Source organism: Mesorhizobium sp. LNHC221B00 (genome assembly GCF_000502935.1).
GTDB classification, from domain to species: domain Bacteria; phylum Pseudomonadota; class Alphaproteobacteria; order Rhizobiales; family Rhizobiaceae; genus Mesorhizobium; species Mesorhizobium opportunistum.
In genome coordinates, this window is the sequence record NZ_AYWR01000010.1 from 78,091 (window position 1) to 93,223 (window position 15,133).

A 15,133-nucleotide genomic window follows, 5' to 3' on the forward strand; every position below is an offset into this window, starting at 1 on the left:
ACTGATCAGATAATGGCCTATTATCTGAGTGGCTCGTTAATCTGGGGATACACAATGCGTGGGTCCGAATTCGCCGAACTCAAGGCATTCGCGGCAATCGTGGAAGAGCGCAGTTTCGTTCGCGCCGCCGCCCGGCTGCGCGTGTCTCCGCCGGCGCTAAGTCAGTCGATCCGGCAATTGGAGGCTCGCATCGGCGTCCGCCTGCTGAACCGCACGACGCGCAGCGTTTCACCCACTGCCGCCGGCGATACGCTGTTTGCGCGACTTGCCGTTGCGTTTGAAGAGCTGGAGGGCGCCGTCGCGGACGTTCATGCCACACGTGACCGGCCCGCGGGTTCGCTGCGCATAAACGTGCCGCGTGTCGCCGCGATGCGGTTCATCGCGCCGATCCTCGGCGACTTCCAGCGCGCCTATCCCGATATCGCGCTGACCGTCATCGTCGACGACACGCTGACCGACATTGTCGGGGGACGGTTCGATGCCGGAATCCGACTTGGCGAGCGGCTGGAAAAAGACATGGTGGCGGTGAAGCTGAGTGGGGATCTGCAAATGGCCGCGGTGGCCGCTCCCGCCTATCTCGAGAACCGTGCCATACCTCGTCATCCGCAGGAGCTGCACCGGCACCAATGCATCAAATTCCAGTGGCCCGGCGGCGGCAACCTCTATCGATGGGAATTTGCGCGCGGCAAACGGGCCTTGGAAATCGCGGTCGAGGGGAGCTTGACCGTCAACGACACCGAATTGATGCTCAACGCCGCGCTGGATGGAGCCGGCATCGCTTACATGATCGATTACCAGGTCCGGCCTTGGCTGGAAAATGGCAAGCTGGTTCGCTTCCTGGAAGCCTGGTCGCCCAGCTTTCCCGGTTTCTATTTGTATCACCCAAGCACGCGGCACGTGCCGCCAGCCTTGAGGGTGTTCATCGATTTCCTGCGGGCGAGGAGGAATGAGTGAGTAGTGAGTAGATTTGACTCACTGCTCGCTCCCTTCACAGTTTCGCCAAAAGCTCCGGTGTCGGCCAACCGTCCACGGGCAACCCCAGCCGCATCTGCTCCTTGCGAATGGCTTCGCGGGTGTTGGTGCCAAGGATGCCGTCGACCGTACCGACGTCGTAGCCCCGGGCTTCGAGCTTGGTTTGCAGTACCTTCATCTGGTTGTTGTCGAGGCCTGGTTCAGGACTGCGCGGATCAAGCGGCGGTGCGCCGTCGAGCCTTGCCGCGAGGTTGGCTGCGGTCAGCGCATAGGTGAAGGACTGGTTCCATTCGAGATAGACGTCGAAATTGTCGTAGGTGAGGAAGGCCGGGCCCTTGCGGCCCATGGGCAAGGCGAGGCCAGCCTTCAGGCCCTTGTCGACAAGCGGAGAGCCGTCGGGATTGGTGATGCCCCACTGCGCCCATTGCGTCAGCGGCAGTTTGTTGGTGCGCCCGGTCTGGTCCCACGGCATCTCGTCGGGCACGCGCACTTCCTGGATCCAGGGTTCGTCACGCTTCCAGCCGCGCGACAGCACCTTGTTGGCCGTGGTCATGATCACGTCGGGCGCACTGCCGCGCAGGTCGATCTTGCCGTCGCCATCGCCGTCGACGCCGCGCGCCAGATAGTCCGAAGGCAGGATTTGGGTCTGGCCGATCTCGCCGGCCCAGGCGCCGGTGACATCGGCCGGCAATACGCCGCGATCGATCAGTTCCAGCAGTGGTACGAGCTGCTGCCGGAACAGTTGCGGGCGGCGGCAATCATGCGACAGCGTGACCAGCGCGCTCAGCGTGTGGAAATCGCCCTGCACGGCGCCGAAGTCGGTCTCCAACGCCCAGAAGGCGGTGATGACCGGCGCCTGGACACCGAACTGCTGGTCGGCGCGGGCGAAGATATCGGCGTATTTCTTCATGTTCGCCGCACCTTGCTTCAGCCGGTAGGCCGAGATCATGCGGTTGGAGAATTGGACGAAGGTTTGGGTGAAGACGCCCTGGGCGCGGTCGCGCGCCAGCGCCCTCTCGTCGAAGTTGGCATCTTCAAGCGCATCGAGGCCGACAGGACCGACGCCTGCCGCCTTGGCCTCGGCCGCGACGCCCTGTTTCCAGGTTTCGAAATCGCCGCCGCATTCCTGCGCCACCGCCGGCAAGGCCGTGGCGCACAGCAACAGCGCCGCGAGGGCTTGGAAACGCAATCGCATCGGCTTCCTTTCGAAGCGAAGAAGGGCGTTGTCGCGGCTTGCCTGGAAGCCCAACACCCTGAATTACCGGCGGTTGCACTCATTACCGCTGGCTGTGTCGAAAAGCAGGCGGCAGGCCCGGTGTCAACGGTTCTTCTGCCGTAGCCACATATCCGGGCGGATTCGCTGCCGTTGAAACCGGTTCAACGGGAGCTCTGCAGGAGTGATCAATCCAAGCGTTGCTGCCGTTGAACCCGGTTCAACGGAAACTCTGCTGGAGTGATTTGATCTAAGGCGGTGCTGCCGTTGAACCTGATATCAACGGGTGTTCTGCCGCAGCCACTTGTTCCAGGCGGCCTCGCTGCCGTTGAACACGTTGATATCGGACTTGCCGGTCATGCCGGGAACGATGCCCGTGCCGGTGTACTGCCAGAAGGTGAAGGGATGGCTGCCGTACTTCTCGCGCGGATGGCCGGCGACGGAGCGCAGCCAGTAGGGATAACCGCGGAAGGTCGACAGTTCGTTGTCGTCGAAGAAATCGACCGAGGTGTAGATGATCGGCTTCTTGCCGTAGTGCCGCTCGATGATTTCGAGGAAGGTGGCCATCTCCGCGCGCACCGTGGCCGCGTCGGGGCGCAGCCTGCAGGTCGGCGATTTCGGGTTCCATTCCATGTCGAGCACCGGCGGCATCGAGGAGCGGTCGACGGGGACATTCTGGATGAACCAGCGCGCCTGGACGGCCGCCGGCGTGCAGAAATAGAAGAAGTGATAGGCCGCGCGCGGAACGCCCGCGGCTTTGGTGCGTGCCCAATGCTCGTTGAAATATTCGTCGAAGCGGTCGCCGCCCTCGGTCGCCTTGATGAAGGCGAAGGAGATGCCGCTCGCCCTGGCTGCCGGCCAGTCGACCGAGGTCTGGTACTTGGAGACGTCGGTGCCGTGCACGGCATAATTCCATGGCGCCCCGCTGTCCCACTCGTGCGGCTTGGAATCGCCGAAGCGCGGCGCGCGCACGGCAACCGTCCCACTGCTGGACGAAGATGGCGACAGCGGCGAGAGATCGTCCACGGTCGAGCAGGCGCCAAGCAGCGTCAGCATGAAAAGAGCCGCAAGACGGCGCATCACAACTTCCAAGCCGGATTCAGCCGGTCGCTGATGGGTTGTTGCTGCGGGGTGACCTCAGTGCCTTGGTCGGCACGTGTCAGCCCTCAGGAGATCGCCCCACAGCATCTCCTGATTCTCCAGTGATCGCCGATCATGGTTGATAACAGGTTGATGGCGCTCGACAAGAACCTCGATTTTGCCGAAGCAATGGCGGCAAATCGATGACATAAATCGAGCCGGAAGTGACCGGGCAGCTGAAGAGCAGGGACCGAAAAGATGCGGATCGTCGTCAAGATCGTCAAATGGCTGCTTGGCCTGATCGTGCTGGCGGTCGCCGCTTTGTTTGCCTGGCTTTATATCGCGCCGCCGGAATTGATCCGCGTCGGCTCGGGCTATTCGGCCAAGATCGTCTGCTCCAATGTCTTCATAGCCGGGCGCGACCCCAACGAGGTGCTTGCCGTCGACGTGCAGGCGCCGGGCCATCCACTGCTGCGGCTGATGCGGGTTTCGGTCGACAAGAACCGCGGTACCGTTTCCGCTGGTTTGCTCGGTTTCCTGGGCAAGAGCGTCGCCGTCGCCCGCGACGGGCTGGGCTGCGCCTCGGTCCCCGACGGCGACGTCGGCAAGGTGCGGCGCACGGCAGTCCATGTCGAGCCTGTCGCGACCAGCCGGGATACGCTGTGGCCGGAGGGCGAGCGGGTCGACGCTTCACAGGATCCAGTGATTGCAAAGCTGCTCGACGATGCGGCGCTGACCGGCGCCGGCATGCGGGCGATCGTGGTGGTCAAGAACGGCCGCGTCGTCGCCGAACGCTATGGCGAGGGGTTTTCCGCCAAGACGCCGCTGCTCGGCTGGTCGATGACCAAGACGGTGAATGCCGCCATCATTGGCACGCTGGTCAAGGACGGCAAGATGACCATCGACAACAAGGGCCTGTTCGCGCCGTGGAAGACAGATGGCCGCGCCGCGATCAGCCTTGCCGACATGATGGCGATGTCGAGCGGGCTGGAATTCAACGAGGATTACGGCGACGTCGCCGATGTCACGCGCATGCTCTATCTCGAACCCGACATGGCAAGCTTTGCCGAATCCAAGCCGCTGACTGGCGAAGTCGGCAAGGTGTTTTCCTATTCGAGCGGCACGGCGGTGATGCTGTCGCGGCTCTGGCAGGACGCGATCGGCGACAAGGCCAAGGCACTGACATTGCCGCGCAGCGCGCTGTTCGAGCCGCTCGGCATGCACAGTGCGGTGCTCGAAACCGATGAGCAGGGCACATTCGTCGGCTCGTCCTATCTCTACGCCACCGCGCACGACTGGGCGCGCTTCGGCCAGTTCCTGCTGCAGGGCGGTGTCTGGAACGGCAACCAGGTCCTGCCGGCGGGCTTCGTCGACTGGATGCGCGAACCGGCACCGGCTTCCAATGTCTACGGCAAGGGCCAGTTGTGGATCGAAGCACCCGGCGACGAGGAGAAGCCTGGCGCTGGTGTCGCAGCGGGCCTGCCCAAGGACACTTACTGGATGCAAGGTCATGACGGGCAGACCGTCACCATCATCCCGTCCGAGCAGTTGGTGGTGGTACGGCTCGGCCTGACGCCTGCCAAGCTCGGCTACCGCCCGCGGACGATGGTGGGAGCGCTGGTGAAGGCATTGCATTAGAACGCGGCGGCCGCCGGTCGCCTCAAAGTCCTGTCTATGCAGCCGTCGCCAAAGGCTTGGCGCGATCGACACGCGCGCGCTCGTCGGGCGAATTCATAACCGCCCAAAGATCGCTGCGGCGTTGGACGTTCAACCAGAAGTCCGGACTGTTGCCAAACACCCGCGCCAAAATGAGCGCAGTCGCCGCCGTCACGCTGCGGCGGTCGTTGCACAATTCGTTCACGTGCTTGCGTTGAACGCCCATCGCGTCGGCCAAGGCTGCCTGTGTCAGGCCGAGCGGCTGCATGAATTCTTCCGAGAGAATTTCACCAACCGTTGCCGGCTTGCGTGCAGTCATCAACATGTCTCACCTCACTTATAACCGTGGTCGTCCAGATAGATGTCCGACGCCTCACCGCGGCCGCCATCCCAACGGAAGACCAGCCGCCATTGCTTGGTGACGCGGATGGAATGGAAGCCTTCGAGATTGCCGCGCAACTTCTCGAAATGATTGCTTGGCGGCACGCGCAAATCCTGATCGACCATCGCGTCGTCAATCATCTGGAGCTTGCGGAACAAGCAGCTTTCGAGGTCGGACGGAATATTGCGGGAGTGGGTATCTTCTACGACGAAAGCCCGCAGCCATCCGTCCCTAAAGCCGACGATCATCACATGCTTTCAGCAGCATGGAGATAATGTACCACTCCTTGGGTCATCAGGCAATCTATCTTGCTGAGCGCGGTAGCTATCGTCTCGCTGAGGGGATTGATCCCGATGGCTGGTATTTTTCAAATGGCGATCTTGATCACAGCCAGCCACGCGTAGCCGCGATAAAGCGTGCGGAAACGGAAGGTTGCGCCTGTTCGCCGGGATTCCGATTCCAGAACTTCGCGCAACGATTCACGCGGCGCGACGTGGAATTTTCTGAGCCATCCTCGCAGCAACGTCCGGAACCAGGCGGGCAGGCCTTCCTGCTGGCCGAAGTCGACAATGTGCAGCGAACCGTTGGGGGCAAGTGCTGCAAGGGCCGCAGACACCGTCTTCTCCCAGCCAGGAATCATCGACAACGAATAGGACACGAAGACGCGGTCGAAGCGTTCGGTGCCGAAGAGCGCGCCGGCATCGAAATCGGTCGCGTCGCCTCTTGCCAGCGTGACGCGGCTAGACAGGCCTTTGCGGTCGATCGCCTTGCCGGCCGTCTCCAGCATCTCGGCCGAAATGTCGAGGCCGAAGAAGCGGGCATCGGGATAGCGACGGGCGGCCAGGATGATGTTGCGCCCGGTGCCGCAGCCGAGTTCCAGCACGGTGCCGCCAGTCGGCACATCGAGCCCATCGATCAGCCGGTCACGGCCGAGAAGATAATATTTGCGGGTCAGGTCGTAGATGTGGCGTTGCCAGCGGTAGACGCCGTCCATCAGTTCGGCATGGTTGGCCGGCAGTTCCGTCGTGCTCATGCCGGACGCTTCACATAGAGGTGGAAGCCGCCATAGATGGCGGAGCGGTCGCGGGCCGAGAAGTCGCGCGATGCCTCGTTCTGGTAGTCCCATTGGTCGAGCAACGAAGTGGAGACGCGGCCCGGCAACAGGCTGGGCTCGGCGGCGGTGCGGAAGATGACGCGGGCGCCGGTGGAGGCGGTGCGGGTGATTTCCGACCACAGTGCATTGAGCTGGTCGTCGGTCATCCAGTCCTGGGCGTCGAGCAGGATGAAGCGGTCGACGGTGCCGGCATCCTTGCCGGCCAGGAACTCGATCAGATTGGCATGGTGGATGGCGACGCGATCGATGTTGCCGCGGATGGTGTCGTAGTTATGCTTTTCCAGATAGGCGGGCAGGGCGGCTTCGCCGGGCTCGGGATAGCGGCGGGCGAAAGCCTGCCAGGCGAAATAATTGTTTTCCAAGGGAAAATCGCAGGCGAGTTTTTCCAGCCGGGCCTTCAGCACGCTGGCCATTGTGCCGTCGCCGGAGGTGATCAGGGAATCGTACTGCGCCGGCGGAATGCCGAGGCCGAACAGCGAGGCCTTGCGCGAGGTCGCCCATTTCAGAAGCTTCCTGTCGAAGACCGGCGCCAGTTCCTCGTTGAAGAACCGGCGCTGTTCGCCGATGTTGCGGGCCTGCATGATGCCCGCTGGGTCGACGCCGAAGAATTTCGCCGTGCGATGGCCCATGGCGATGAACAGGCCGAGCAGGCCGGTCTGGTAGAAGTTGCGGTCGAAAACGCCGATGCGCCTGATGCCGCGCCAGTTGCGGCGCTCCCAATAGTGACGGCTGACCGGATCGAGATGCGGCGCGATGAAGCGGTCGTAGGCTTGCGAATTGTGGCTGGTGTCGGCAGCACCGAAGAAACGAAACAGATCGCCCTGCGAGGGCAGGCGGCGCACCGCCTCCAGCTTCATGCGGTTCAGCGCGATGTGCGCGGCATTGAGGTCGACGGCGTCGATCCTTGCCGGCGAGCGGGTGAGGTAGGCCAGGATGTTGCAGCCGCCCGAGGCGATGGTGACGACGCGGTGGCCCTGGCCAAGCTGCATGGCCTCCATGTCGACATCGGGGTCTTCCCAGATCTGCGGATAGACGAGGCCGGAAAACAGGAAGGCGAACAGCCGCTCGGAAATGCCGGCTTTCGAAAGCGCGCGGTTCTGGTAGACGGCCCTTCCAACTTCCTTGCCGCGGCGAAAAACCAGATCCGAGGAGACGTCCGTCATGGCAAAGTGATTCCCCATTTGCTTTGCCGCAAGCGGGTAGCGCAGGGTCATGACAGGCCGGTGACAGTCGGAAGCATCGATAATTCTACTGCGGCGGTCATCTAACGCGGCTTTCTGCGCTTCCGGTGCTCACGGACGTAATGTCCGCTCCGCTCCGGTTCTCGAAAGTCACGTCACCCGACTCGCCGCAGCGAATTCTCGAAGCTTCCTCAGGCGCGCCCAAATCCACCTGGCGTCGGTGTCGTCAGGATGACAGCCTCGCCTGCATCAAGCACGGTCTGGTCGCAGGCCTTCAACGTGTCGACGCGACCGTCCTTGCGGCGAACCTGGGTCGAGCCGACCTCACCATCACCACCACCGTCCAGCCCCTGCGGCGGGCGGTTGCGGTGCGAGGACAGGATTGCGCATTCCATCTTTTCGAGGAAGCGGATGGTGCGTTTGGTGCCGTCGCCGGCATTCCATTTGCCCGTGCCGCCGGAGCCTTCGCGGATGTGGAAATCCTCCAGCACCACGGGAAAGCGGAGTTCCAGCACTTCCGGGTCGGTGAGGCGGGAATTGGTCATGTGGGTGTGGACGCCGGACGTGCCGGCAAAGCCGCGGCCGGAGTTCATCTGGCCTGCCGGCGAGCCGGAGCAGATCGTCTCGTAATACTGGTATTGCTTGTTGCCGAAGGTCAAATTGTTCATCGTGCCCTGCGCATTGGCCATCGCGCCCATGGCGCCGAACAGCGCGTTGGTGACATGCTGCGAGGTCTCGACATTGCCGGCGACGACGGCGGCGGGGTAGGCGGGCTTCAGCATGCAGCCATCGGGAATGATGATGTTGATGGGCCTGAGGCACCCGGCATTCATCGGGATCATGTCCTCGACCATGACACGGAAGGCATAAAGCACCGCCGCACGGGCGACAGGCTCGGGCGCGTTGAAGTTGTTCTTCATGACCGGCGACGTGCCGGTGAAGTCGACGGTCGCCTCGCGTTTTTGCCGGTCGACCGATATCTTCACCTTGATGACCTGGCCGGTGTCGGTCGGGTATTCGTATCGTGACGTGTCGGGCAACCGTTCCAGCACGCGGCGCACGCTTTCGGCGGCGTTGTCCTGGACATGACCCATATAGGCCTCGACGACATGGAGGCCGAAATGCGCGACCATCTTGCGCAGTTCGGCGACGCCTTTCTCGTTGGCGGCGATCTGCGCCTTGAGGTCGGCTATGTTCTGGTGCGGGTTGCGGGCCGGATAGCGGTGGTCGGTGAGCAGCGTCTGCAATTCCGGCTCGCGGAATTTCCCGCGGTCGACGATGCGGAAATTGTCGAACAAGACGCCTTCCTCGTCGACCGTGGTGGCGAGCGGAGTCATCGATCCAGGCGCGGTGCCGCCGATATCGGCGTGGTGACCGCGCGACGCAACGTAGAAGAGGACTTCCTCCCCCCTTGAGGGGGAGGTGCCGCCGAAGGCGGTGGAGGGGGTCGCCGAGGCAGTGCTCGACGTTCTTGCGGTGCCTTTTGAGAGGACCCCACCCGGCCGCTGCGCGGCCACCCTCCCCTCAAGGGGGAGGGAAAACACCGGCGTCACCACTGTGATGTCGGGCAGATGCGTGCCGCCATTATAGGGTGCGTTCAAGGCAAAGACGTCGCCGGGGTGGATGTCGCCGGAGTTCAGCCGGATGATGGTCTCGACCGAACGGTCCATCGAGCCGAGGTGGACCGGCATGTGCGGCGCGTTGGCGACCAGCGCACCGGTGTGATCGAAGACAGCGCAGGAAAAATCCAGCCTTTCCTTGATGTTGACGGAGTAGGCGGTGTTTTGCAGCGTGACCCCCATCTGCTCCGCGATCGACATGAAGAGGTTGTTGAAGACCTCCAGCATCACCGGGTCGGCTTCGGTGCCGAGCGCTGCCTGACGGCGCTTTCTTTCGACACGGCGCAGCAGCACATGGTTCCTGGCGGTGATCTCGGCCTGCCAGCCCGGCTCGACGACGATGGTTTGGTTCGGCTCGATGATCAGGGCGGGACCGGCAATCCTGTTGCCCGGCTTCAGCGCCTCCCGGCGGAAAATGCCGGATGCACGCCATTCTCCCTCGGTGAAGATTTCGCGGCTCTGCGAAGGGCTTAAGGTGAGATCCTCGGTTTCTGAATCGCTTTCGTCGCGGCCGCCGCCGCCGGTGTCGGTGCCTTCGACGCCGACCGTCTCGACGATCATCGGCTTGTCGTCATAGACGAAACCGAATTGCGCCTTGTGGGCGATCTCGAAATCGCGCTTCGCCTGGAAAATCGAGTCACTTTCGAAATTCACCGGCAGTGTCGTGTCGGTGCCGTCGTAGCGAATGTGCAGCACCGGCCTTGCGGCAACCGCGTCTTCGGCGACGCCTTGCGCAGCGAGTTCGGCGATGACGGTGTTTCTCAAATTGGCAATGAGGCTACCGATCTCGGTTCGGGACTCCTCCGCAAGCGGCTTTAGCAGCGCCTGCTGGCGCGAGGCAAAGACGGAGGCCAGGCCGATGCCATAGGCCGAAAGCAGGCCGGAGAAGGGGTGGATCAGCACCGCCTCCATGCCGAGCGCGTCGGCAACCAGGCATGCGTGCTGGCCGCCGGCGCCGCCAAAGCAGTTCAGCAGGTATTCGGTGACGTCGTAGCCGCGCTGCACGGAAATCTTCTTGATGGCGTTGGCCATGTTCTCGACGGCGATGGTGATGAAGCCTTCCGCGACCGCCTCGGGCGAGCGGCCGTCACCGATCTCGGCGGCAAGTGCGCTGAATTTCGCGCGCACGGCCTCGACGTCGAGCGGCTGATCCTGGTCGGGGCCGAATATCGCCGGGAAGAAATCGGGCTGCAGCTTGCCCAGCATGACGTTGGCGTCGGTGACTGCGAGCGGTCCGCCACGCCGGTAGGCGGCGGGGCCGGGATTGGCGCCGGCGGAGTCCGGGCCGGCACGAAAGCGGCCGGCTTCGTAATGCAGGATCGAACCGCCGCCGGCGGCGACGGTGTGGATGCGCATCATCGGGGCGCGGACCCGCACGCCGGCGACTTCGGTGTCGAAGGCGCGCTCATACTCGCCGTCATAGTGGGCGACATCGGTTGATGTGCCGCCCATGTCGAAGCCGATGACCTTGTCGAAACCGGCGGATTTCGCTGTCTCGACCATGCCGACGACGCCGCCGGCCGGACCCGACAGCAGCGCGTCCTTGCCCTGGAACATATTGGCGGCGGTGAGGCCGCCAGAAGACATCATGAACATCAGGCGGGGGGATTGGTCAGTCTCTTCGGCCGCACCCAGTTCTCCCGCCACCTTCTGCACATACCTCGACAGGATGGGCGACAGATAGGCGTCGACCACGGTTGTGTCGCCGCGGCCCACCAGCTTGATCAGCGGCGAAACCTCGTGGCTGACCGAGACCTGGCCGAAACCAAGCTTGCGGCAGACTTTTGCCACCGCCTTCTCGTGATCGGGATATTTCCAGGCATGCATGAAGACGATGGCGACGGCATCGATGCCGTCGGCCTTGGCCTGTTCTATTGCCGGCCGACAAGCGGCGATGTCGAGCAGCCGTTCGACGGAGCCATCGGCCAGCACGCGCTCGTTGACCTCGATGACGCGCTCATAAAGCTGTTCGGGAAGGATGATCTCCTTGGCGAAGATGTCCGGGCGCGCCTGATAGGCGATCCTGAGCGCATCGCGAAACCCCTTGGTGATGAGCAGGAGCACGCGGTCGCCCTTGCGCTCCAGAAGCGCATTGGTAGCCACCGTGGTGCCCATCTTGATGTCGCCGAGCCGGCCGGGCGGAACCGCGACCCCAGGTTCAAGCCCGAGCAGGTCACGGATGCCCTGGATGGCGGCATCGCCATAGGCTTCCGGGTTCTCCGAAAGGAGCTTGCGCGGATGCAGCCCCCCTTGCGGGTCTCGGCCGACGACATCGGTGAAGGTGCCGCCGCGGTCGATCCAGAAGTCCCATTTCGCGGCCATGGCGGCTGTCTCCGGCATTTTTCGTTTCCAGCTTTCGTTGTTAATGCGCCAAGGCATCAGCGGCAACGCATCCCGTTGATGTTACACGCGGAAACGCAACGTTACGAAACTCATGGCGATGTGATGCATTTCCCCTTCGACCGTTCACTGCAACGTGAACGTGTGTTGAAGGAGAGATGTCATGAAAAAGCTCATTCTTGCGTCCGTGTCCGCGCTTGCCCTGCTGGGCCTCGCCGCCTGCAGCGACAGCGGCACAGGCACTGACAACACCACCACGCAGAGCACCAATCCGCCGGCCTCCGAGCCGATGAAACCCGCGGCCCCGGCCGATAATTCGACCAAGCCTGCCGAGCCGGCTCCGGCAACGCCTGCTCCTGCGCCCGCGCAGTAGCTTGTAAGCAGTAAGTGTCTTGGGAGAAAAGGCCGGCGTCATGCCGGCCTTTTCTTGTGGAGGCGACCATCGGAACCGACGAGGCGCTCTCCTCACCGACACCGGACAGTGGCCGTTATTGGCTTGATAGCGGGGTCCGGTTGGCTTTATGAAGCTGGCCATGTCGATTTGGGACCGCCTTGGCGAATTCATAACACGGGTTTCGTCTTCGACGACGTCGGGCGTCGCCGACGTCGTCGAGGCCGTGCGCACGGTGTTCTCCGGCGACGCGGACCTGCGCCGCCGCGTCGCCTTCTCGGTGGCCATGATCGCGCTTTCGGCCAAGATGGCCAAGGCCGACGGCATCGTCACCCAGGACGAGGTGCGCGCTTTCCAGGAAATCTTCGAAGTGCCGCCGAAGGAGACGCGCAATGTGGCGCGGCTATTCGATCTGGCGCAGCGCGACGTGGCCGGATTCGAGACCTATGCCGAACGGATGGCGCAGATGTGCGGCTCTGGGCATTCCAACTGCGTGATGCTGGAAGACATACTCGACGGCCTGTTCCACATCGCAAAGGCCGACGGCTTGGTGCATGAGCATGAAGGCACCTTCTTGCATCGGATCGCGGAGATTTTCCGCATCGACGAGGCACATTATGAGGCCATCCTGGCGCGACACGTCAATCTTGGCGCTGGCGACCCCTATGTCGTGCTCGGCATCGAGCGCGGCAAGCCGTTCGAGGAGGTCAGGAAGCGGTACCGCAAGCTGGTTTCCGACAATCATCCCGACCGGCTGATCGCGCGCGGCTTGCCGCAGGAATTCATCAAGATCGCGACGACCAGGGTCGCGGCGATCAACGCCGCCTATGAGATGATCGAGCGAGGCCTGCGGCACGTATGAGCGGCTTCCTGCCCGACGAGCCGCGCGCCGAGGTCAGGGTGTCGCCGAATTTCGGGCCAAGGCGCGACACGATGAAACCCGATATGATCGTGTTGCACTATACCGGCATGGCGACGGGTGCCGGGGCAGAGGCGTGGCTGTGCGACCCGGCCAGCGAAGTCTCGTCGCATTATCTCGTGCATGAGAATGGCCACATCGTGCAGATGGTCAGGGAAAGCGACCGCGCCTGGCACGCCGGCAAGAGTTCCTGGTTCGGACGCAGCGACATCAACTCCTGTTCGATCGGCATCGAGATCGTCAATCCGGGACATTCGCTGTGCTATCGCGGATTTCCCCAGCGTCAGATCGACGCGGTGATCGGCCTGTGCGAAGGTATTGCCGCGCGGCATGCGATCCCCGCCACGCGGGTGCTGGCCCATTCGGACGTGGCGCCTGGGCGCAAAGTCGATCCAGGCGAGAAATTTCCGTGGCGCGCGCTGTTCGACTCCGGCGTCGGCCATCTCGTGCCGGCCGCTCCCGTGAGGCGTGGAGCCGCGCTGAAGCCCGGCGACAGCGGCGCCGATGTCGAGGCACTGCAGTCGATGCTCGCGCTCTATGGCTATGGTGTCGAGATATCGGGCGTTTTCGATCATCAGACACGGATTGTCGTCGAGGCTTTCCAACGGCATTTCCGTCCCCGCCTGGTTGACGGGCTGGCCGACGGCTCGACGATGCGTACGCTGCAAAAACTGCTTGCCTCCATGAGCCGCTGACCCAGGGTCAAGGCCTGCCCAAGTAATCCTTTTCGCCTTTCAGGTTACAAACTGTCACCTAAAGTGACTTGCCCCGCCTTCATTGGCGCCAATTCGGACTTCAAAGGGCAATTCGTACAGTTTGTCGGACGTCTATCCCCCCGGATGTTCCGATATTAATCAAGGCATGCCACGCGATGATCTTCGCGTGGTCCAAACAGAACAGGATCACATGCAGAAATTGACCGTTGTAACGGCAGCTCTTGCTGCCGGCGTAATGACTTTTGCCTTTGGTGCGGCCAATGCCGCGCCGTTAAGCCCACGGGCCGATCAAGGGCTCGTCGCCGCAACTGCCAAAGGCAAGGCCATTTCGGCCAAAAGCAGCAGGAGTGTGAAGACGGCGAAGAAGCAGGCTTCCGCGAAAGTGGAAAAGGCAAGCTGGACCAACGCGAAAAAATCCACCGCCAAAAAGCAGACCAAGCGCGGACGCAAGACCGTCGACATGATGACGACGGCATCGATCGGCCTCGGGAATGCAGCCGCGTCGACCGCAGTGGTGGCCAGCAGCGGCCAGTATTCCGCGATCGTCGCCCGCTATGCGGCGAGCTACGGCATCCCGGTGTCACTGGCTAATGCCGTCATCAAGATCGAGAGCAATTACCGGCCGAACATGGTCGGCGGCGCCGGCGAGATCGGCCTGATGCAGATCAAGCCGGCGACGGCGCGGATGATGGGTTACAACGGTTCGGCCAAGGGCCTCTTCGATCCCGACACCAACATCAAATACGGCATGAAGTATCTCGCCATGGCACGGGATCTCGGCGGTGGCACGACCTGCGGCACGATCCTGAAATACAATGCCGGCCATGGCGCGACACGGATGAACCCTGTCTCGGCCGCCTATTGCAGCAAGGTCAAGGTGCAGTTGGCCGCCGTTGGTGCGCCTGCCTGAGAAGAGCTGGCGTGAGAAGAGCTGGCCGCAAGCGGCTTTTTCGGTTGCGTTTTCTGGGCTGAACCCCTTTATACGCCTTGCCAGCTGGCCGGGCGGCCGCACTCGCAAACGCCGAAAGGTCGCGGGTGAGGAAAGTCCGGGCTCCATGGAGACACGGTGCCGGTTAATGGCCGGCGGGGGCGACCCCAGGGAAAGTGCCACAGAAAGCAAACCGCCACGGTTTCACCGTGGTAAGGGTGAAAGGGTGGGGTAAGAGCCCACCGCGCGACTGGCAACAGGAGCGGCACGGTAAACCCCACCGGGAGCAAGACCGAATAGGGGCGGTGCGAGGGAAACCCTCGAGGGCTGTTTCCGGCTCACCGTCCGGGTAGGTTGCGTGAGGCGCATGGCAACATGCGCCCAAGATGAATGGCCGCCACGTTCTCGTCCCGCAAGGGGCGAGGGCCATACAAAACCCGGCTTACAGGCCGGCTGGCAGTTTTCCTTCGAAAAGAAAACGTTTGAGATCAGCAGGTTGCGCCCTCCAGCGCGCCTGCCGATTCAAGTTGGTGCGGCTTTGCCGGCTGGATCGACACCAAGCCATTGCTTGAAGCTGGTACGATTTAATCGTACCATTGGATCGACGAAAGCATCGGGAGCC

General features: G+C 62.8%; 13 protein-coding genes and 1 other RNA gene. 7 read left to right on the plus strand and 7 right to left on the minus strand.

Features of this window, described 5'->3' with window-relative positions; all coding sequences use genetic code 11:
* Positions 1-12 precede the first annotated feature (12 nt).
* Entirely contained in the window at positions 13-954 is a 942-nt protein-coding gene (locus X741_RS152300; RefSeq protein WP_348625679.1) for a LysR substrate-binding domain-containing protein, read from the plus strand.
* Positions 955-988: 34 nt separating this feature from the next.
* Here the strand turns inward: X741_RS152300 and X741_RS152295 are convergent, their stop codons facing one another.
* Together X741_RS152295 and X741_RS152290 are read right to left on the minus strand one after the other, a co-directional pair.
* Entirely contained in the window at positions 989-2,167 is a 1,179-nt protein-coding gene (locus X741_RS152295) for a lytic murein transglycosylase (RefSeq protein WP_023778024.1), read from the minus strand.
* A 297-nt stretch (positions 2,168-2,464) separates the two neighbouring features.
* Complete coding sequence (locus X741_RS152290; protein ID WP_023778025.1) at positions 2,465-3,265, minus strand: GH25 family lysozyme; 801 nt, start codon at positions 3,263-3,265, stop codon at positions 2,465-2,467.
* A gap of 258 nt (positions 3,266-3,523) precedes the next feature.
* On the opposite strand from X741_RS152290, the gene X741_RS152285 reads away from it, so the two are divergent.
* Entirely contained in the window at positions 3,524-4,903 is a 1,380-nt protein-coding gene (locus X741_RS152285) for a serine hydrolase (RefSeq protein ID WP_023778026.1), read from the plus strand.
* 34 nt (positions 4,904-4,937) lie between these two features.
* Here X741_RS152285 and X741_RS152280 read toward each other — a convergent pair whose 3' ends face one another.
* From X741_RS152280 to X741_RS152260, 5 genes are all read right to left on the minus strand, one after another.
* Entirely contained in the window at positions 4,938-5,246 is a 309-nt protein-coding gene (locus X741_RS152280) for a HigA family addiction module antitoxin (protein WP_013894649.1), read from the minus strand.
* Positions 5,247-5,254: 8 nt separating this feature from the next.
* On the minus strand, positions 5,255-5,551 hold the full coding sequence (locus X741_RS152275; protein WP_023778027.1) for a type II toxin-antitoxin system RelE/ParE family toxin: 297 nt from the start codon (positions 5,549-5,551) through the stop codon (positions 5,255-5,257).
* Between the two features lie 119 nt (positions 5,552-5,670).
* Complete coding sequence (locus X741_RS152270) at positions 5,671-6,336, minus strand: class I SAM-dependent methyltransferase (RefSeq protein WP_023778028.1); 666 nt, start codon at positions 6,334-6,336, stop codon at positions 5,671-5,673.
* Positions 6,333-7,631, minus strand: coding sequence for a DUF3419 family protein (locus X741_RS152265; RefSeq protein ID WP_031250049.1), 1,299 nt, complete (start codon positions 7,629-7,631; stop codon positions 6,333-6,335). Before X741_RS152265 ends, X741_RS152270 begins: the two co-directional genes overlap by 4 nt.
* Before the next feature lie 158 nt (positions 7,632-7,789).
* Complete coding sequence (locus X741_RS152260) at positions 7,790-11,539, minus strand: hydantoinase B/oxoprolinase family protein (protein WP_023778029.1); 3,750 nt, start codon at positions 11,537-11,539, stop codon at positions 7,790-7,792.
* A 181-nt stretch (positions 11,540-11,720) separates the two neighbouring features.
* On the opposite strand from X741_RS152260, the gene X741_RS152255 reads away from it, so the two are divergent.
* From X741_RS152255 to rnpB, 5 genes are all read left to right on the plus strand, one after another.
* Positions 11,721-11,930, plus strand: coding sequence for a hypothetical protein (locus X741_RS152255; protein WP_023765142.1), 210 nt, complete (start codon positions 11,721-11,723; stop codon positions 11,928-11,930).
* A 160-nt stretch (positions 11,931-12,090) separates the two neighbouring features.
* The gene (locus X741_RS152250; protein ID WP_023778030.1) at positions 12,091-12,810 is read left to right on the plus strand and encodes a DnaJ family molecular chaperone; all 720 of its coding nucleotides are present in this window, start codon (positions 12,091-12,093) and stop codon (positions 12,808-12,810) included.
* Positions 12,807-13,562 carry an N-acetylmuramoyl-L-alanine amidase gene (locus tag X741_RS152245; RefSeq protein WP_023778031.1) on the plus strand — a complete coding sequence of 252 codons (756 nt, stop codon included), beginning with the start codon at positions 12,807-12,809 and terminating at the stop codon, positions 13,560-13,562. The genes X741_RS152250 and X741_RS152245 overlap by 4 nt, the downstream gene beginning before the upstream one ends.
* Before the next feature lie 211 nt (positions 13,563-13,773).
* Positions 13,774-14,493, plus strand: a complete 720-nt coding sequence (locus X741_RS152240; protein ID WP_023778032.1) for a transglycosylase SLT domain-containing protein — start codon at positions 13,774-13,776, stop codon at positions 14,491-14,493.
* 80 nt (positions 14,494-14,573) lie between these two features.
* An RNA gene (gene rnpB, locus X741_RS1000000167500) (RNase P RNA component class A) lies at positions 14,574-14,972 on the plus strand.
* Positions 14,973-15,133 lie beyond the last annotated feature (161 nt).